The organism is Marinomonas hwangdonensis (genome assembly GCF_003721245.1).
Taxonomy (GTDB): Bacteria; Pseudomonadota; Gammaproteobacteria; order Pseudomonadales; family Marinomonadaceae; genus Marinomonas; species Marinomonas hwangdonensis.
In genome coordinates, this window is the sequence record NZ_RIZG01000014.1 from 18859 (window position 1) to 38238 (window position 19380).

16 protein-coding genes are annotated in these 19380 nt (G+C 46.3%); 10 read left to right on the top strand and 6 right to left on the bottom strand.

Annotated elements, in window-relative coordinates:
- Window positions 1-9: 9 nt before the first annotated feature.
- The 4 genes from EBI00_RS15255 to cysP all read right to left on the bottom strand — a co-directional run bounded on the left by EBI00_RS15255 (window position 10) and on the right by cysP (window position 4053).
- On the bottom strand, window positions 10-1110 hold the full coding sequence (locus tag EBI00_RS15255) for a sulfate/molybdate ABC transporter ATP-binding protein (protein WP_123096794.1): 1101 nt from the start codon (window positions 1108-1110) through the stop codon (window positions 10-12).
- The gene (cysW, locus tag EBI00_RS15260; RefSeq protein WP_123096795.1) at window positions 1107-1997 is read right to left on the bottom strand and encodes a sulfate ABC transporter permease subunit CysW; all 891 of its coding nucleotides are present in this window, start codon (window positions 1995-1997) and stop codon (window positions 1107-1109) included. The genes EBI00_RS15255 and cysW overlap by 4 nt, the downstream gene beginning before the upstream one ends.
- Window positions 1998-2011: 14 nt before the next feature.
- Complete coding sequence (cysT, locus tag EBI00_RS15265; RefSeq protein WP_123096796.1) at window positions 2012-2869, bottom strand: sulfate/thiosulfate ABC transporter permease CysT; 858 nt, start codon at window positions 2867-2869, stop codon at window positions 2012-2014.
- Between the two features lie 170 nt (window positions 2870-3039).
- The gene (gene cysP, locus EBI00_RS15270; protein WP_123096797.1) at window positions 3040-4053 is read right to left on the bottom strand and encodes a thiosulfate ABC transporter substrate-binding protein CysP; all 1014 of its coding nucleotides are present in this window, start codon (window positions 4051-4053) and stop codon (window positions 3040-3042) included.
- Between the two features lie 370 nt (window positions 4054-4423).
- Here cysP and EBI00_RS15275 point away from each other — a divergent pair, with 370 nt between their 5' ends.
- The 4 genes from EBI00_RS15275 (at window position 4424) to EBI00_RS15290 (ending at window position 8389) form a co-directional block, all read left to right on the top strand.
- Complete coding sequence (locus EBI00_RS15275; RefSeq protein ID WP_123096798.1) at window positions 4424-5923, top strand: methyl-accepting chemotaxis protein; 1500 nt, start codon at window positions 4424-4426, stop codon at window positions 5921-5923.
- Between the two features lie 140 nt (window positions 5924-6063).
- The gene (locus tag EBI00_RS15280; RefSeq protein ID WP_123096799.1) at window positions 6064-6294 is read left to right on the top strand and encodes a Trp family transcriptional regulator; all 231 of its coding nucleotides are present in this window, start codon (window positions 6064-6066) and stop codon (window positions 6292-6294) included.
- Window positions 6291-7715, top strand: coding sequence for an anthranilate synthase component I family protein (locus EBI00_RS15285; protein ID WP_123096800.1), 1425 nt, complete (start codon window positions 6291-6293; stop codon window positions 7713-7715). Before EBI00_RS15280 ends, EBI00_RS15285 begins: the two co-directional genes overlap by 4 nt.
- A gap of 11 nt (window positions 7716-7726) precedes the next feature.
- Window positions 7727-8389, top strand: a complete 663-nt coding sequence (locus EBI00_RS15290; protein ID WP_111608549.1) for an anthranilate synthase component II — start codon at window positions 7727-7729, stop codon at window positions 8387-8389.
- Between the two features lie 65 nt (window positions 8390-8454).
- On the opposite strand, the gene EBI00_RS15295 is transcribed toward EBI00_RS15290, so the two are convergent.
- Window positions 8455-9195 (bottom strand): ElyC/SanA/YdcF family protein, encoded by a 741-nt coding sequence (locus tag EBI00_RS15295; RefSeq protein ID WP_123096801.1) that lies wholly within the window; start codon window positions 9193-9195, stop codon window positions 8455-8457.
- Window positions 9196-9281: 86 nt separating this feature from the next.
- On the opposite strand from EBI00_RS15295, the gene EBI00_RS15300 reads away from it, so the two are divergent.
- Window positions 9282-10286, top strand: a complete 1005-nt coding sequence (locus EBI00_RS15300; RefSeq protein ID WP_241557066.1) for a phosphotransferase — start codon at window positions 9282-9284, stop codon at window positions 10284-10286.
- Here EBI00_RS15300 and hrpB read toward each other — a convergent pair.
- A complete protein-coding gene (hrpB, locus tag EBI00_RS15305) occupies window positions 10272-12800 on the bottom strand; it encodes an ATP-dependent helicase HrpB (protein ID WP_123096802.1) in 2529 nt (842 codons plus the stop codon). The genes EBI00_RS15300 and hrpB overlap by 15 nt on opposite strands.
- A 185-nt stretch (window positions 12801-12985) precedes the next feature.
- Between hrpB and EBI00_RS15310 the strand changes: the two genes are divergently transcribed.
- The 5 genes from EBI00_RS15310 (at window position 12986) to EBI00_RS15330 (ending at window position 19375) form a co-directional block, all read left to right on the top strand.
- A complete protein-coding gene (locus EBI00_RS15310; RefSeq protein ID WP_123096803.1) occupies window positions 12986-13720 on the top strand; it encodes a response regulator in 735 nt (244 codons plus the stop codon).
- On the top strand, window positions 13721-16231 hold the full coding sequence (locus EBI00_RS15315; protein WP_123096804.1) for a PAS-domain containing protein: 2511 nt from the start codon (window positions 13721-13723) through the stop codon (window positions 16229-16231).
- A gap of 154 nt (window positions 16232-16385) precedes the next feature.
- A complete protein-coding gene (locus EBI00_RS15320) occupies window positions 16386-17408 on the top strand; it encodes a sugar ABC transporter substrate-binding protein (protein WP_123096805.1) in 1023 nt (340 codons plus the stop codon).
- Between the two features lie 90 nt (window positions 17409-17498).
- On the top strand, window positions 17499-18581 hold the full coding sequence (locus EBI00_RS15325) for an ABC transporter permease (protein WP_123096806.1): 1083 nt from the start codon (window positions 17499-17501) through the stop codon (window positions 18579-18581).
- Complete coding sequence (locus EBI00_RS15330; protein ID WP_123096807.1) at window positions 18581-19375, top strand: ATP-binding cassette domain-containing protein; 795 nt, start codon at window positions 18581-18583, stop codon at window positions 19373-19375. Before EBI00_RS15325 ends, EBI00_RS15330 begins: the two co-directional genes overlap by 1 nt.
- The last annotated feature ends 5 nt before the right edge of the window (window positions 19376-19380 follow it).

Genomic DNA, 19380 nt, shown 5'->3' on the forward strand with positions numbered 1-19380 from the left:
GCTGTGTGGTTATTTTGTTATCGACCAGTGTATTTCTACGGGCTGTTTGGCATCGTGGGCGAAGAAATAACCGGCTTTGGGTGTCACAAAAACCGTTTGGCCTTTTTCAAAGCCGTTTTTATCAAAGGCCTTGTGAGGCAGGTCGACTTCCCACACGTCGTTACTTTGCCAGCCAATGGGAGCCAGCTCTAGACGTACTTCTGCACCAATCGGATTGATGGCGATAACACGTAAGGGCAAATCGGCTTGGGCGGTTGCTTCCGTCGAGACAAAGAATTCATGAGAACGAATATAGAGCTGACCGTCTTCCTGCTGGGCTCCGTTAGGGAGCGCGATGCTGGCTTGACCGTTACGCCATACCCCCGCGTCGGTTTTGCCTTCAAACACGTTGGCATTGCCAAGGAAGTCAAAGACAAATCGGCTGTTTGGTGATGCGTAGAGAGTGCCTGGTTGGTCGATTTGTTCAATGTTTCCATTGCTCATTACCACGACGCGGTCTGACAGTTCTAGCGCCTCTTCCTGATCGTGAGTCACAAACACGCTCGTAAAGCCCAATTCATCGTGCAAACCACGCAACCAGCGACGCAGTTCTTTGCGAACTTTTGCGTCTAAGGCTCCGAATGGTTCGTCTAATAACAAGACTTCAGGTTGTGTTGCCAAGGCACGCGCTAAAGCGATACGCTGTTTTTGACCACCAGACAGTTGTGATGGAAAACGATTAGCCAAGTGTTCAAGCTGGACCATTTCTAATAAATGTTGGACGCGCTTTTGGATTTCAGCACGGCTTGGACGCTCCTTACGAGGCAGCACTTCAAGGCCAAAGGCGACGTTATCAGCCACCGTCATGTGACGGAATAGGGCGTAGTTTTGGAACACAAAACCAACACGGCGATCACGCACATGCAGATTGGTGACATCGCGATCACCAAACTGAATACGTCCGGAATCTGCGCCTTCCAGCCCAGCAATAATACGTAGCAGGGTGGTTTTACCTGACCCAGAGGGGCCTAGTAAACCAATCATTTCCCCTTCGCTAATATCTAATGATAAAGGGGATAAGGCTTGAAAGTGGCCAAATTTTTTGGAAATATTTTCAATCAAAATGCTCATGCGACGGCCTTTCTCTCTTTATCGGATTCAATGTTCAAACTGCGTTCCTGACGCCATTCCACGAAGGCTTTAAATAGTAAGGTCACCAAGGCCAGCATAGCCAATAGCGACGCGCTGGCAAAAGCCGCGGCCGCTTGGTAATCCTCATATTGTGCTTGTACTAATAGGGGTAAGGTGTTGGTTTCGCCGCGAATGTTGCCAGACACCACGGCAACCGCGCCAAATTCACCCACAGCACGCGCATTGGTTAAGATCACTCCGTAAATAAGTGCCCACTTTATGTTGGGTAAGGTCACTCGGCGAAACAACTGCCAGCCAGATGCGCCTAAAATGACGGCGGCTTCTTCGTCCTCTCGACCTTGTTGTTGCATCAAAGGAATTAATTCGCGCGCCACAAAGGGGCAGGTCACAAACACGGTCACCATGACAATCCCAGGCCAAGCAAACATTAACTGGATGTCGTGGTCGTAAAGCCAAGCGCCAATCCAGCCGTTGTTGCCATACAGCAACAGATACAGCAAACCTGCGACCACAGGCGATACCGCAAAGGGAATGTCCATCAGGGTCATTAACACCTTGCGACCCCGAAACTCAAAGCGTGTTACCGCCCAGGCCAGCATCACCCCAAACACCAAATTGATGGGCACAGTAAGCGCGGCAACCAACAGTGTTAAGCCCACAGCGTGTAAGGTATCGGCTTCCATCAGGCTACTGAAATAGTGAGCGACTCCCTCCATAAACGCGAGCTGGAAAATACTGATTAAAGGCACCACCAGTAAGATGACGGTTAAAAACAGCGTTACACTGATCAATAACCATTTAACGATAGGGTTGTCGCCCACTCTTAATGTATGGCGCTGTCCAGGTGCAGATTTAGTTGCTGACATAATGTATTCCTAACTTAGCGTCCGTGAAGGCGACGCAAATAGCGCGCTTGCCAAATATTAATTGCGAACAGCAGTACCAACGACGCCATTAAGACCACAGAGGCAATGGCGCTGGCCGCGGCGAAATCAAATTCTTGTAAGCTGATAAAAATCATCAAAGAAGTAATTTCACTCACATAGGGCATGTTACCCGCGATAAAAATGACCGCGCCGAACTCGCCTAAACTGCGAGTAAAAGATAACGCAATGCCGGTCATGAGGGCTGGCCACAATGCAGGAAAAATCACGCGTCGAAACACCGACCAATCGGATGCCCCCAAGGTCATACCTGCTTCTTCTTCCTCAGGAGATAGCTCTTCTAACACTGGCTGAACCGTTCGAACCACAAAAGGTATACTGGTAAAGGCCATAGCTAAAACAATACCCCAGGGGGTATAAGCCACCTTGATACCTAGGCTTTCAAGCACGTCACCGTACCAGCCATTTTGAGCGTACAGTGTTGCCAGTGTAATGCCCGCTACAGCGGTGGGTAATGCAAAGGGTAAATCCACCAAGGCGTCTAAAATACGGCGCCCAGGGAATTCATAACGCACCAATACCCAAGCCAGTAAAAGACCAAAAAAGCCGTTAAAAATCGACGCCAAAGCAGCGGCCCATAGGGTGACTTTATAACTGGCGACGACACGTTCATCGGTGATGACTTGCCAATATCTTTCCCATCCCATATCCATGGTTTGCATGACCAGTCCAGTCATGGGTAATAAAAGAATTAAGCTGATAAACAGCAAGGAAGTTCCTAAGCTTAAACTGAGTCCGGGTAGAACTCGCTTATGACGAGGACGCACATTTGCTGCGGTTAAATGGGTTGCCATCTTGATGCCTGTGTTTTTAAAGTGACCAGAATGTAAACAATGTAAAGCGTACGTTAAAGGACAGAAAAGCCGGATACGTTAACGTAACCGGCTAATGTGTTTCTGCTATGAAAAGGTCAATCTAATGAGCATATTTTTCTATACTATGCTGAAAAGTGCCTATCTCAGTCTTAGCGGCGCTGAAGTTGGTCTAGTTTACCACCATTAGCAAAGATGTCTTTAGTCGCTTGTGGCCATCCACCGGCAATTTCTTCTACCGTCAACAGAGTAATCTCGGGAAACGTTTCTGCAAACTCCGCTTTCACTACATCGTTGTGCACACGGTAATTAAAGCCTGCTAATAAGCGCTGTGACTCTTCGCTGTACAAGTAGCTTAGATATTCACGAGAGACTGCTTCTGTACCATTGCGCTTTACATTTTTCTCCACGACAGCAACCGGAAACTCTGCCAAGATAGAAGTCTTAGGTACAACAACATCGTAATTGTCTGCGCCATATTGGCTACGGATATTGTTCACTTCTGATTCAAATGTAATCAACACATCGCCTATGCCACGTTCAACGAAAGTGGTTGTGGCACCACGGCCGCCCGTATCAAATACGGCAACGTTTTTAAGAAAAGTGCGCAAGAAATCGTCGATTTTCGCTTCATCATCAGTGCCAAAGGTTTTTTGAGCATAGCCTTGAGCAGCTAAATAAGTATAACGACCATTACCCGATGTTTTGGGGTTTGGAAAAACTAATGCAACATCCGCTGCGACTAGGTCTCCCCAGTTCTGAATGTTTTTCGGATTACCTTTTCTAACAAGAAACGCAGTAGTTGAATAGTATGGTGAACTGGCATTTGGGAATTGTGTTTTCCAATCGGCAGGTATCATCTTGCCTTTGTCATGCAATACTTGTACATCAGTCACTTGGTTAAAGGTTACTACGTCAGCAGATAAACCGTTCATAATGGCATTGGCTTGTTTAGAAGAACCCGCATGAGACTGCTTGATCTCGATGGTTTTTCCGGTCTTTTCTAACCAATGTTGCTCAAAGGTTGGGTTGTAAGCGGCAAACAACTCGCGAGCGATGTCGTAAGACGTGTTTAAAATAGCCTGATCCGCCGCGGACGCTTGGACCGCACCAGTCAACAATAAGGTGCCTATCACTGACTTAAAAAAACGGGGTGTAGATTTCATAGTATCCTCATTTGGGAAGCTTAATATTTCATTAAGAGTGAGGTTACTTAAAAGATTTGGTTATTACAACGCCTTTAAATAAACTTTTTTGGAATATGCATAAGGCGATTTTTATATCTGTAGTGTTTTTCTTTGGCTTACCAAAATAAACATTTATATACATTAAGTGATAAAATAGACTGGATTTAAGGCTAGAGTTGGGGAAGGAACTAAAAAAGCCATAATTTGTCTTATGCATTGATCTTAATCTTTACTTTGGTCGTATAGATAAATCGACTATTTGGCATTTTAGGATATATTTTAACCATAGATATGACTCAACGTCGTGCTAGTAGTACCCATAGAAAAAAAACTCATTTAAAGGCCAATAATGTCAACTTCGTCAGAAAGTACCAAGAAAAATGATTTGTTTATTTACCGCTTTTTGCTGTTGCAGATACCTATACTGCTGATCAGTGGATCGGTTGGAGAAGGCCTGTTGGTGTTTACTTTGATAAGCTCAGCGGTCTTGTTTGTTGCGACCCAGGTGTCTTATAGCTTATTTAAGGGAACTACGGTCTTCTCCGTGTTGGCAGGCATTTATATGATGCTTTTCTCATCTGCGCTTATTCAGAGTCAGCTGGGTATGGTTGAAATGCATTTTCATATTTTTGCCTCTATTGTGGTGTTTCTTGTGTATCAGGACTGGAAGCCCATTATCGCCGCTTTGTTGACCACGGCCGTTTACCATATTGGTTTCATGTTTCTACAGATGCAGGGTGCGCACTTAGGCGATATGCCTATTATAGTGATTGCTGGCAGTCATACGGTATGGCTGACCATAGTGCACTGTACTTTTGCGATTGCTCAGTCGGGCTTGTTGATATACATGGCGTCCTTGATGAAAAGTGAATCGAGTGCAAACATAAAAATAGCCACTGCGATCGAGCGTATTTCTAACAATAACGACCTGTCAGTACGACTTGAAAATCCTCGTTCTAGTGCGGAACAATCGTTCAATTCTTTGTTAGATAAATTGGTAGGCGTTTTTACGGATTATCAACAGATAGCCAATAAGCTTGTATCTACCAGTCGACAGGTGAATACCATTAGTGAAGAAGCCACGGAGCGTGTGGTGTATGGTAATGCCCTTGCACAAAATGCGGCAGAGCTTACGGGCGATGTGTCCCAATCTATGCAGTCTGTTACTCAGCGTAGTGGGGAGTCCGCAGAGTTAATAACGGACTTAGAAAAGGGTATTTTAAGCGACAGTAATCAAACGCTGGCGATCATGGATGATATGCAGCTGTTGTCGAAAAACACCTTGGCAGCGTCGGAATCACTCAGTTCGCTTACGGCCGACGTGGATTCCATTACCAAGTTACTCAGCTCAATCAGAAGTATTTCTGAGCAAACCAATTTACTGGCATTAAATGCCGCGATTGAAGCCGCCAGAGCCGGCGAAACGGGTCGAGGTTTTGCCGTTGTCGCGGATGAAGTGAGAACGCTAGCGCAACGGTCCAGCGATTCAACCGATGAGATAGAAAAAGTATTGGTGAATCTAAATACCAGTGTTAAGCGCACAGTCGACTCTATGGAATCCAGCAAACAGACAACCTCGACCAGTGTTCAGCATGCACAGACAATATCCAGCGCATTGCTAGAACGGTCGAAAGCGGTCGGTAATGTCGCTAAGGCAAGCAAAACCATTGCGAAAGAGACACTTGAGCAAGAAAAGGTTATCCGTTTGATCAATGAAAAAATCAGTGAAAATGAACAATCCATAAAGACACTGTCTAACTTGATGATGAATCTTCAACAGAGCAGCGAGGAAATTGCAGAGGTGTCTAAAACCTACGAAGCCAAGGCGTATTTGTTTAAAACGGTTTAGCCCCTCAAAAAGAGTGATCGCCCTAACAAAAAAGCACCGCTAGCCGGTGCTTTTTTGTGTCTGTTCCTCTTGCTTCTCTCCCTTAAAATCTATACCGTACTAGTACGTGAATACAAACCTTCTTGTGAGAGTCGAATCCTATGAAGGACTTGGTCCAGTTTTTAACCGAAGTCGGTGATGAAGTGGTGTTGGAGAAACGCTTAAAAGCCTTGCTAACTCCTAATGAAATCAACGAGATGCAACACAGATTACAAATTTTCTCTCTGTTAGAGCAAGGCGTGCCACAGCGAGACATTGCGAAACAATTAGGGGTGGGAATTGCCACTGTGACCCGTGGTTCCCGAGCATTGAAGGAATTAAAAGAGATATGAGTTCATATACTAAAAAGCCGCAGCGCATTACGCTGCCGCGTAAACCTAAGTACGTTACCATCAGTTCCACTTGTGATTTTTTTGATTTGTTTAAAAAGGTCGAGAAACGTTTTGACAACTGTTTTATGTTGGAATCCCTTGGTGAAGAGAGTTTCATTTCCCGCCATTCGATCATTGGTTTTGACCCTGAAAAACTGATCTGGGCTGAAGGCAAACAGTTGTTTATCCAAGAACGCAACGGCAGCACGGAATCGTTTGAATCCGACAATCCGTACTATTTGCTGCGTGATATCGTGCCGCAGAATATTTTGTCGCGGGGCTTTGCAGGTGGTTTAACGGGTTATATCGGTTACGATAGTATGAATTACTTTGAGTCGACCTTGGATTTGCAATCGAGCGAGATGTTCGACGCCTTTCGTTTTGGTTTGTACAAAGATGGTTTGATTCTGGACAAGATGACGGGGGATGTTTTTTACTTCTATTATGAAGACGAGTCTGGTGACGCAAACCGTGTGGACTTGGTGAACGCCATGATGGCAGAACCAACGCCAGAAAACGGCCCCTTTGTGGTTACGCCGGCAGGTGAGTCCATGAGTAAGGCGGATCACGCGAATGCCGTTGCCAAGGTGAAGCAAGACATCATTGAAGGTAAGATCTTCCAGTGTGAAGTGGGCTTTAAAAAATGGTTCGATATGGAAGGCGATACCATCAACTTGTACGAGCAATTGCGCGAAGTGAACCCTTCGCCGCAAATGTATTACATCAAGTTTGGTGAGCAAAAAGTCATTGGAGCGAGTCCAGAATTATTGTTCCGAGTTCGCCAAGGGGAAATGGAAACCTTCCCGCTAGCAGGTACAGCGAAGCGTGGTAAAGACGCGGCAGAAGATACGGCGTTGGCTCGTGCTTTGTTGAACGATCCAAAAGAAATCGCTGAGCACAATATGATTGTCGATTTGCATCGTAACGACATTGGCCGCGTAGCGCGATTCGGTACAGTAAAAGTGCGCAGCTTGATGGACATTAAGCGTTTTAGTCACGTTCAACACATTTCCAGTGAGATTGTCGGCATTATGGCGGAAGATCACGATATGTTCTCTGCGTTGGCGAGCAACTTCCCTGCAGGAACTTTGACGGGCGCGCCAAAAATCGAAGCGATGAAGATCATCGACGATTTGGAAAACGACGGTCGTGGTCCTTACGGCGGCGCGGTGGGTCAGTTCTCTTTTAATGGCGATTGTATGTTTGCGATTCCGATTCGTACTGTGTTTGCCAAGGGCAATAAAGCCTATGTGCAAACCTGTGGCGGCAATGTGTATGACTCCAATGCCGAAGACGAATACGAAGAAATCCAACGCAAATTTGCTGGCACCAAGCGGGTGTTAGACAGTTTCGCCCCAGCCAACATACAAGACAAAGCGTAAGGGAAGCCGACATGAAAGTGTATATTATCGACAACTACGATTCCTTCACGTACAACCTGTATCAGTTTATTGGTGAAGTATTAGAAACCGAAAAAAGCCGTGGTGAAATCGACGCCTTTGAGGTGATTGTTAAACGTAACGACGAGGTGACCTTAGACGATATTCGTGCCGCTGCACCAGATCGCATTATTATCTCCCCAGGGCCAGGTTCCCCAGACGACAAGGCTTACTTTGGCGTGTGTGCAGACGTGATCTTAGAATTTGGCAAAACCATTCCATTGTTGGGTGTTTGCTTGGGAATGCAGGGTATTTGTCATGTATTTGGTGGCAGAGTGGTGAAAGCTCCCTTGCCGATGCACGGCAAAACCAGCCCGATCACCCACAATAGCGAAGGTATTTTTCATGACATTCCTGACCAGCTGGAAGTGATGCGCTATCACTCGCTTATTGCCGAAGCAGAAAGCTTCCCTGATGTGCTAGAAGTCACCGCGTCCGTTGGTGAGTTAAAACAAGCTGATTTCAAGGACCTCGCGACGATTCATAAAGGCGGCAAGTTTGAGCTGATGGGCGTGCGTCACAAAGAATACCCAATCCAAGGCATTCAATTTCATCCAGAATCCTTTGCAACAGAAGGTGGAAAAGACCTGATCAAAAACTTCTTGTTTCAGGTTTGATGTCTTAAAGAATAGCGATTAACTGAAGCAATAGATAAGCAGTACTCAGTGATGGGTGCTGCTTTTTAATTTTTAATCCATTGCCAGCCACGTCCAAGCCATTCGTAAAAGGCGCGTTGGCTTTTGTAGGCGGCGTTGGCGTCGATTTGCCAGTCACTTTTTTCTGAGCCTAAGTACAGGGCGGGCGCAGGGATGATGTTGATGCCGGCTTTTTCGAAGAAGATAGACGCACGTTTGAGGTGTGATGCTTCGGTAACCAGTGCGGCTTGTTTTTCATCTAGATAGGGTTTCATGCTCTTGGCTTCCTCTTCGGTGTCTTTGGCGAGAGGGAAGGCTTTAATACGGTCAGGTTTGACGCCTAACTCAATGGCGGCTCGACGCATGACTTCTGCGTGAGGTTCTGTCATTTCACCAGAGTAACCAGACACGAATAATTGCGCGTTGGGGTTGGCTTTTAAAATACGTAACCCTTCTTCGAGTCTAAACAGGGCGCTGTTCCCTAATGCCATAATCGTTGGCGTTTTGCTGAGGTCTTTATGGCCGCTGCCGAGGACGATAACCACATCCACTGGCTGCTGAATATCAAATATGGGGAAGTCATGTTCGACCGTGGCGATGAGTTTATCGGCCACTGGGCTCCAGCTGGTTAATCCCAGCATGATGATGCCGATTAACAAGAAGAGCCGAGCGAGCTTCGGACATTTTTTCATCAGTAAAAACGCGAGACACATGGCCACTAATGTTAGGGGAATGGGCATTAGCATCATGCCGATGAATTTTTTTAAGTAGAACAGAATAAGGCTCATGTCAGATCAGTAATGATGATAAAAGACGTTTTAGAATACCGCTTTATGGGTAAAATAGTCGCGTCTTTTACGTGGATTTTAGAAAAATGATGACGCCCGAGATTTATATTAAGCGGCAGTGTAAAGCGGATACGGTAGAGCGCGGGTCGTTGATTCAGTCACTGTGGAGCGGTTATGGCGAGGTAGTGCGTTATTCGCTCACAGGAAAAGAAGCGCCATCGTCTGTTATTGTTAAGCATTGCTCATTTCCTTTGGAAGTGAGTCATCCTAGGGGGTGGCATTCGGATCATGCGCATCTTCGTAAGGTTCGTTCCTATGAAATAGAGCAACATTGGTATCGACATTGGGCGTCTCGCTGTCATCCGTCGGCGCGTGTTGCGCAGTGCTATGGCGATTTTTATGATGAATATACAGGTCAACGATTAACTTTATTGGAAGATTTAGACGCTGTTGGTTATGAAGATCGATATAACGCTCACAATAGCGAGTATTTGCTTTCTTGTATTAATTGGCTTGCGGCGTTTCATGCAGGCTTTATTCATCCAACACCTTCTACTGATTGGCCGAATGGTTTATGGAGCAAAGGAACTTATTGGCATCTTGATACTCGCCAAGAAGAGTGGTCTGTTATGGCTGAGGGCGAATTAAAATTTGTCGCGTCTGAATTGGCAAAATGTTTGGATAACGCGCGTTTTAAAACCCTAGTTCATGGAGATGCCAAGGTGGCGAATTTTTGTTTTTCGCCCCTTGATAATCAAGTGGCTGCAGTGGATTTCCAATACGTTGGTGGTGGTGTGGGAGTGCAGGATTTAGCGTATCTTTTAGGCAGTGCTTTATCTGAGTTTGAGTTGGCCGAAAATATAGATTACCTATTGGAGTATTATTTTTCAGAGTTAGGACGAGCGTTGATGGCGCAAGGCGAGTCGCAGGCCTTTGCTCAAGAGGTCATTGAAGAGTGGCAAAACTTGTTTCCTATTGCGTGGGCAGACTTTCATCGCTTTATTATGGGCTGGTCGCCCACTCATCCGAAAAATACGCCCTTCAGCCAGCAATTGACTGGACAGGCGTTAAGTCAATTAAGACGATCTTAATGCACGGTTGGTTTTTGCCGTAGCTTGAGCGGTCATAGGATCTTCTGGCCAAGGGTGTTTAGGGTATCTGCCGCGCATTTCCTTGCGTACTTCTGGGTACGCTTCACGCCAGAAAAACGCTAAATCTTGTGTTACTGCAAGGGGGCGCTGCCCCGGTGAAAGCAGTTCGATACGTATTATCTGATTCAGTACAGTGGGACTGCTGGTGTAGCCGAACATTTCTTGAAGTTTGACTCTCAGGGTTGGCTGTTGCTCACAGTAATCAATCGCATGACTGGATCCCGATGGCACAGTGATTCGGGCAGGGACTTTTTGATTAAGAAATTGCTGTTGGTTCCAATCTAGCCGACTTAACAAAATATCGTTTAATACGAGCTTGTTCATGGCTTGTTGATTGGTTACCTTGCCAAGATACGGCCCGAGCCACTGTTCGAGGTCTGCTAATAACGCGTTATCAGAACAATTCGGCCAGAGGTTTTGCTGATCGTGCATGAAGGCGAATTGTAGGCGTGCTCGTAGTTGCTCGCTGGATTCGTTCCAAGGCAGGACACACAGACCTTCTTGGCGAATGAAATGGCAAACCGCTTGGCCGATATCGGCTTCAGACGGTTTATTGAGCTTTTGTTTATGCACACACAATTTGCCAATCCAATGTTGTGACTCACTGAGTAGACGTTCTTCTTTTTTTGACCAAGCAAGATGATGTTTAACGGTGAATACGTCGTCAAAATCTTGTGTCAGCATGGAAAGCTGAATGGGGTAAGCGAGAAAAATACGATCTTCTTCTTGCCCATGATGCCCACCGATATCTAATGCGATGAGCCAGTCACTTTGGGCGCAAGGATCGAGAGACGATAGACTGGCCATGCGACCATTGGCCAGTTTGTATCGTGTCTTGTCATGGTCTTGCCCTGCACGTTGTGCAATACGGTCCGTAAACGCTCGAATCAATAAAAAAGCGATCTCTTTTTGACCATTGTTTGAGGCCGGTTGCGTGCTGATTTGCTGACTGCGCTTTTGCCATTGTTGCTGAGCGTTTAAATAGTGTTGTCTTGGGCGTTTGCTCTGGATCTGACGTGACCCAGATAACCAATGAAGTCGATCCGATAAGTCGCTATGGTGATTGGACAGAGGATCGCCCTCCGACAAAAGTGTACAGATGGCACTGGCTAAATCGCTTTGATTGTTTTGCTTGCCATCCAGCAGCAATCGGGCCAGTCTAGGTTCGATTCCAAGGCGGCTCATTTGCTCACCGAGTTGGCTTAACGCTAAAGACGGTGGTGATGTTTGAGGTTGCTCAAGTGCTTGCAGGTTGGTTAGCAAGTCAATCGCCTGTTGCCAATGGCTGTTCGGTGGCGGTGTCATCCAATCCAATTCCAAACGTTCTTGCACGCCCCATTTTGCTAAATCCATCACCAGGCTACTCAAGTCGCTGATTTCTATTTGTGGTTGAGCCTGTGGAGCAAGCTGATGTTGTTGTGCTTCGCTCCACCAACGATAACAAACGCCTGCTTCGGTTCGCCCAGCTCGACCCATACGTTGAGTGGTTTCCGCTTGTGTTGCGCGACGTGTATGTAATCGTGTGATCGCTGTATTGGCATCAAAGCGTGCTTCACGGCTAAGACCACTGTCAATGACTACGCGAATGCCATCAATGGTTAAGCTGGTTTGTGCAATGGCTGTCGCCAGTACAATTTTACGATGGGGGGCTGTCGTGGGTTCAATGACCGTTTCTTGTTCTTTTAAACTGAGCTCGCCATACAAGGGCAAGATGCTTAAATAGACTTCATGGCCTAAGTGCTGTTGCAATTGGCTGGCAGCGTGTCGGATTTCTTTTTGACCTGGTAGAAAGACCAAAATGCTGCCGGTTTCTTCATAAAAAGCTTGGCAAGTAAGGCGCACGACTTCGTCGGTGACCTGAAAGGTTTTAAGGGATTTATTGCCATAATGTGTCGTGATTGGAAAACTTCGGCCTTGACTGGTCAGGGTTGGGCAACCAAGTCGCGTTTCTAGTGCGTCGGTATCTAGCGTCGCAGACATCACCAAGAGCTTAAGCGGATCTTGGTCACGATACAATTCGCGTGCTTGTAGGCACAAAGCAAAGGCTAAATCCGAATGCAAATTGCGCTCGTGGAACTCGTCGAAAATCACCAAAGCAATGTCATCTAGGCTTGGGTCATCGTGCAACATGCGCGTTAATACACCTTCGGTGACCACCAAAACTTGTGTGAGTGGACTTTCTTTGCCTTCATGGCGAATTCGATAACCAATACGCTGTCCGAGAGCTTCTTGCAAACTGTCCGCAAGGCGTTTTGCTGCGGTTTTCGCGGCTAAACGTCTTGGTTCTAACATGAGTATTTTGCGCCCTTTGAGCCAAGCCTCATTCATTAAAGCCAATGGAACCACCGTGGTTTTACCCGTACCGGGAGCGGCTTCTAATATGGCTTCGTGGTGATGCAAAAGTTGCTGCTTGAGTTGGGGGATAAGTGAGTGAATGGGCAGTTCGTTTGACATACAATGGCTCATGGTGTGATCTAAACGGTATCTTGGTGCGATAATACCGTGTGATAAAAGGTTATTTTGCTTTTTCTTCTGTTAATCTTCTATTAATTTTAACATGATACAACACATACCTTGATGGCGATTTTTGCGTTAGTTTGGTGTGCAAATAATAACGACAATGGATTCCAGCTTAGACAATGACAGAGCAAAATAAAAAGACCCTATTGGTGGTGGACGATGATCAAGACATTCGTCAACTTCTTTGTGACGCCTTGTCACAAAAAGGCTATCGAGTATTAGAAGCGGAAAATGGTCGTCAGACTTGGCTTCATTTGGACGTTGAGCCCGTGGATTTGGTATTGATGGATTTATACCTTCAAGAAGAAGACGGTTTGAATCTTGCTCGAGACATTAGATCACGATTTGCCATGCCCATCATGATGCTAACCGGTAAGGGGGATGAAACCGATCGAATATTAGGGTTGGAGCTTGCCGCAGACGATTACATGATGAAACCGTTTAACTTGCGTGAGCTGACCGCTCGTATTCATGCTCTGTTACGTCGTGCTTATCAAGCTCCGTCAGCCTTGGGCAGCGCCATTAATCAAGATCATGAGTGTCTCGTATTCGGCAGTTGGGTACTGGATTTAACGGCGCGGCTTTTACAGGATAAAGAGGGAAAGCTGGTGACTTTGACGCTGGGTGAATTTTCTTTGTTAGAGGTGTTGGCGCGTCATCCTGATCGGATTTTTTCCCGTGAACAATTGATAGAGCAAAGCCGAGGTTTAGACACCGAGGTGTTTGACCGCACGGTAGACGTGCTGATTTTGCGTCTGCGTCGAAAAATAGAACAAAACCCCAAAACGCCGGAGTTCATTAAGACTCAACGTGGCTTGGGGTATTTTTTCCAGGGCCCGGTGCGGATTCAGTAAATGCGCTTTACGAGTATCCGCCAAAAAGCGTCTTTATCGATTTTAGCCATCAGTGTGGTGGCGTTTTTTATGGTGGGCATAGGTTGGCAGTCTATGCGTGTCAGTGAAGCGTCATTGTCCGAATTTGAGTCCGAAACCTTACCTGAAATCAATACGGCTCTCACCTTGGCCGAGGGTGTTGCTCAGTTAGCCGCCATCGCGCCTTATACCGCAGGTTCTGGGCGTCCTTTTCAACTACAAACTGAGTCCGAACGGATTCGCCTGCGTATTCTTGAGTTACGCGGGGTAGCGGATAGCCTGACAGATTCCGTTTTCCAGCGTGATATCGACGATCGACTTGATGATTTGCAGACTACCTTAGAAGAGTTGGTCGCTTTAGTGAGGGAGGAGCTGTATTTGCGCGAGGACAGTTTGGCGCAGCAGTTTCGAATTCGTCAGTTGCCACTGAACAATCTAGATGCCGCGCAGATAAACAGCCAGCAAGGTTTGGCTTGGTTGCTGCAGTTGCTTGAGGCGCCGAGTTTGGTGCCAGAAAGTATCTTAGAAAGCTTAAAGTTGTACGATCAAGAGGATCAGGTGGCGAGTATTGCCAAGGATCTTTTGAGTGCTCATCGGCGTTTGAGTGAAATCCAAGAGCGTAAGGGGTATTTGCTCATTGCGATCCGCGCTAAATCTGAGCAACTCAGTCGCCAAGTTAGTCACTTTGTGGGTGGCTTACAGAAAAAAGTGAGTCGTCAGCGTCAGGATGTGTCTGCGTTTGTGGCGCGAGGGCAAAATTGGATCATCGGCATTTCGTTGTTTCTGTTGTTAGGTTTGACTCGCTTGTATTGGTATAGCCAGCGGATGACAAAAGACTTGGGTGTGGTGACAAACGACATGGAGCAGTTGTCATTGGGACAAGTCGATTCCAAACACACAGGTATACGTCGCAATGATGAAATTGGCACCTTAGCGGATACGTTTGAGGTATTTCGTCGTGATGCGTTAAGGCGTTTGGAAGTCACCGCAGAGCTTTCAGAACAGAAGCGTCTGTTGGAAACCATTTTCGACAACATGAACGATGGTTTGAGTGTGTTTTCAGCGAAGGGCACCTTGGTGGCGTGGAATTCGGGCTATCAAACCCTGTTCGATTTGTCTGACGATGATTTGAGTGTCGGTATGTCTATTGATCAGGTACAAAGCCTGATTAATCAAGGGCAACATAAGAACCTAAACCTAGAAAATCAACAAGTACACATGGACGAAGTGAATGTGTCTCGTCATTTGCGTTTTCAAAGTTTTGAACGGCATTTTGATTCAGGCAAGATCATTGAATTTCGCTCTAAACCTATGCCCGAGGGCGGTTTTGTGACCCTTTACACGGATTTAACTGAGCGTAAAAGTGTTGAAAGCCAGTTGCGTCAAGCGCAAAAAATGGAGATGTTGGGGCAGTTGACCGGTGGGGTAGCCCATGATTTCAATAATTTGTTAGCCGCGATTATGGGCAACTTACAAATGTTGTCAGATTCGCGCCCACAAACCTCTGATCAAGCGCGCTACATAGAGCGCGCGCTGGTGGTCTCGGAAAAAAGCAGTAACTTGGTTCAGCGATTGTTGGCCTTTAGTCGCCGTCAGCAGTTGTTTCCGGTTCCGATTGCGATTGATGATCTCATTGAAGGCATGCTGGATTTGGTGGAGTACAGTGTTGGTTCACATATCGTTGTTGACAGCGACTTACAATGTCCTGATGTGGTGAGTTTGATTGATCCTTCGCAGCTGGAAAACGCCCTGTTAAATTTGTCTTTAAACAGCGCCAGCGCTATGCCAGAAGGTGGTCGTTTGGCCTTTTCTACCAAACTTTGCACTCTGCCTGACAGTGATGTCCCCGCTATTCGTATTCGTGTTGAAGATTCGGGCGAAGGCATAGCAGAAGAGGTGATTGGGCGAATTTTTGAGCCGTTTTTTACCACCAAACCTGTCGGTAAGGGCAGTGGTTTAGGGTTGAGTATGATTTATGGCTTTGTGAAACAAAGTGGCGGCGAGATTAAAGTGACCTCAGAAAAAGGTCAGTGGACGCGAGTGTGTCTTTTTTTACCGCAACTTATTTCATTGGAAAACGTCTCTGAAACGCATGCTGTACCGAGTCAAAATGTGATCAAGTTAGCAGAGCACAGTTTGGTTTGGCTGGTGGAAGACGACGAAGAAGTCTGTCGGGTGATGCGTGAGCAGCTAGAAAAAATGGGCTTTATGGTGCAAAGTTTTGATTGCGCTGAAGCGGTGGAGAACGCCTTAGAAAAAGCCATTATCCCTGATGCCATGGTATCGGATGTGAATTTATCGGGTGCCATGAACGGCGTTGCACTGGCGCGACGAGTTCGTTCTGAACAGTTTGCTTTTACAGGCCCCATCTTACTAATGTCTGGACTCCCAAAAGACGAGTTAAAACAAAAATATCAATTAAATGAAGAGGACTTATTTATTGCTAAGCCTTTTACAATCAAACAGTTAAGAGAAATATTTCAAAATAGTTAGAGCATTGTTACAAATATTACAAAAAAAGACCCAATGATGAAATTATTCATTCGTTTTCTCGCTGCATAGTGCTTATTAGAAACAGAGTCTGGGTTGAGTCTGTTTTAATGGCGTCGCCGCCAATAATAAAAACAAAAATTGGAGTTATAAAACGATGAAATTTCTTCCATACAAAAAAATCGCGTGTCTTGTTGCTGCTAGTGCTTTATCCACTGTTGCCATAGCAGAAACCCCCATTATTGGTTTAATCACCAAAACCAATACCAACCCCTTCTTCGTTAAAATGAAAGATGGTGCTCAACAGAAAGCCGATGAGCTAGGTGTTGAGTTGCGCACTTTTGCTGGTCGTTACGATGGCGATAATGAAACGCAGGTACAAGCAGTAGAGAACTTAATTGCTGCCGGTGCTAAGGGTATTTTGATTACCCCAAGCGATACAGCGGGTATTGTGCCAACGATTCAAAAAGCACGTGATGCCGGTCTATTGGTAATCGCGTTAGATACGCCACTTAGCCCTGCTAATGCCGCTGACATGACGTTCGCAACGGACAACTTCAAAGCCGGCGAGATGATTGGTCAGTGGGCGAAAGCGAAAATGGGCGACAAAGCCAAAGACGCGAAAATAGCCCTACTTGATTTAAGTACTAGCCAAATTACGGTTGACGTGGCGCGTAACCAGGGCTTCCTACAAGGTTTTGGCATTGATATTAAAAATCCAGGCCGCATGGGCGATGAAACTGACTCTAGAATAGTTGGAAATGACGTTACTCAAGGTTCTGAAGAAGGTGGCCGTCGCGCCATGGAGAACTTGTTGCAAAAAGACCCAGGGGTAAATCTGGTTTACACCATTAACGAACCCGCAGCGGCTGGTGCTTATGAAGCGTTGAAATCGTTTGGCCTTGAAAAAGATGTTTTGATTGTTTCTGTCGATGGCGGTTGTCCTGGTGTGCGTAACATCAAGGATGGCGTAATTGGCGCCACTTCTATGCAATTCCCTCTGAAAATGGCCTCTGAAGGTGTGACTGCGATTGTTGAATTTGCTAAATCCGGTTCACGTCCTTCGGCTTCTACGGGCTTAGATTTCTTCGATACAGGCGTTCAGCTTATCACTGACGAACCTGCCAAAGGCGTCCAGTCTGTTGGTTCTCAAACTGGCTTGGCGATGTGCTGGGGCTAATTCCGTTCCTGAAATAGATGGGCAAGGCGCCCTTGTTTGCCGTTAGCCATTTTGTTGGGCTAACGGCCCTTTTCCTGTCTGGAGTAATCTATGAGTTCTACCGATAAAAAACCCTCATCGCCCATGCTTGACCACGACAAAGTGGCCGATCAAGCGAGTGTGTATGTGGCTCAATTTGAGCGCCAAGAAACTCCTTTGCAGCGCTTTCAGAAATTTCTTCATCACTATCCGATTGCGGCGCCATTAATTGTATTAGTGCTTGCGATTATTAGTTTTAGTGTGATTGTAGGTGATCGTTTCCTGCATCCTTTTAATTTATCTTTGGTGTTGCAGCAAGTCACCATTATCGGTGTGATTGGTGTCGCACAGACGCTGATTATATTAACGGCGGGGATTGATTTGTCGGTGGGTGCCATCATGGTACTGACCTCCGTTGTGATGGGTCGGATGGCGGTAAATTATGGTATTGACCCAAGCTTATCCATTCTAATTGGCATCGGTGTTGGCGCCTTAGCTGGCTTCATCAATGGGTTGTTGATTACACGTCTAAAAATTCCGCCCTTTATTGCGACTTTAGGCTCTTGGAACGTATTTTTTGCTTTAAACCTTTGGTACTCAAAAAGCGAAACCATTCGCTCCCAAGATATCAGTAGTGTTGCGCCATTATTGCAATGGACGGGACAGACCATTGATTTCTTCGGGGCTAGGTTGACCTACGGTTCCTTGTTGATGTTAGGTATCTTCTTCCTCATTTGGTATGCCTTGAACTGGACCGCATGGGGACGACATGTTTATGCCACTGGCGATGACCCAGAAGCGGCGAAATTAGCCGGTATTCGCACCGATCGTATTTTAATGTCTGTGTATGTGTTGGCCGGTGTGGTGTGTGCGATAGGCGCATGGGTATTGATCGGTCGTATTGGTTCGGTTAGCCCACAAGCGGGCACTATGACCAACCTTGATAGTATTACCGCGGTCGTTATCGGGGGCTGTAGTTTATTTGGTGGTCGAGGCTCTATTTATGGAACCCTCATAGGCGCATTAGTCGTGGGTGTGTTTCGAAACGGCTTAGCCTTGGCTGGTGTAGACGTACTTTGGCAAGAGTTTACCGTCGGTATATTGATTATTTCAGCGGTCGCGATTGATCAGTGGATTCGAAGAGGGAAAGCATAATGACGGCACATTACGATCAAACTCCGGTATTACAAACAAAAAATTTGGTAAAACGCTATGGCAGTGTAACCGCCATCGATCATGCTGATTTTGAACTGTATCCTGGTGAAATCTTGGCGGTCATTGGTGACAATGGCGCCGGTAAGTCTTCTTTGATTAAGGCGCTGTCTGGTGCCTTAATTCCAGATGAAGGTGAGATTTTTCTGGATGGTAAACCTGTGCACTTTTCATCTCCGATGGAAGCGCGCGCCTTGGGGATTGAAACGGTTTACCAAAACTTGGCCGTGTCTCCCGCGTTAAACATTGCGGATAATTTGTATTTAGGGCGAGAGTTGCGTAAGCCAGGTATCTTGGGCTCCGTTTTTCGCATGCTGGATAAGAAGGAAATGGAAAAGCGTGCTAAAGCTAAGATGTCTGAACTTGGATTAATGACCATTCAAAACATCAGCCAAGCCGTAGAGTCGCTTTCTGGCGGTCAACGCCAAGGTGTTGCGGTAGCTCGCTCGGCTTTGTTTGGCAGTAAAGTGGTTATTATGGATGAGCCAACGGCTGCATTGGGTGTGAAAGAGTCGCGCCGAGTCCTAAACCTGATCAAAGAAGTGCGTGATCGTGGTCTGCCGATTATTCTCATCAGTCACAATATGCCTCATGTCTTTGAAGTTGCTGACCGTATTCATATTCATCGCTTGGGTAAACGTGCCGCGATTGTCACACCTCAATCCCATTCAATGTCGGATGCCGTGGCGATTATGACCGGTGCCATGGATGTGAATAGTCCAACACAGGCGGCTTAAGAGAA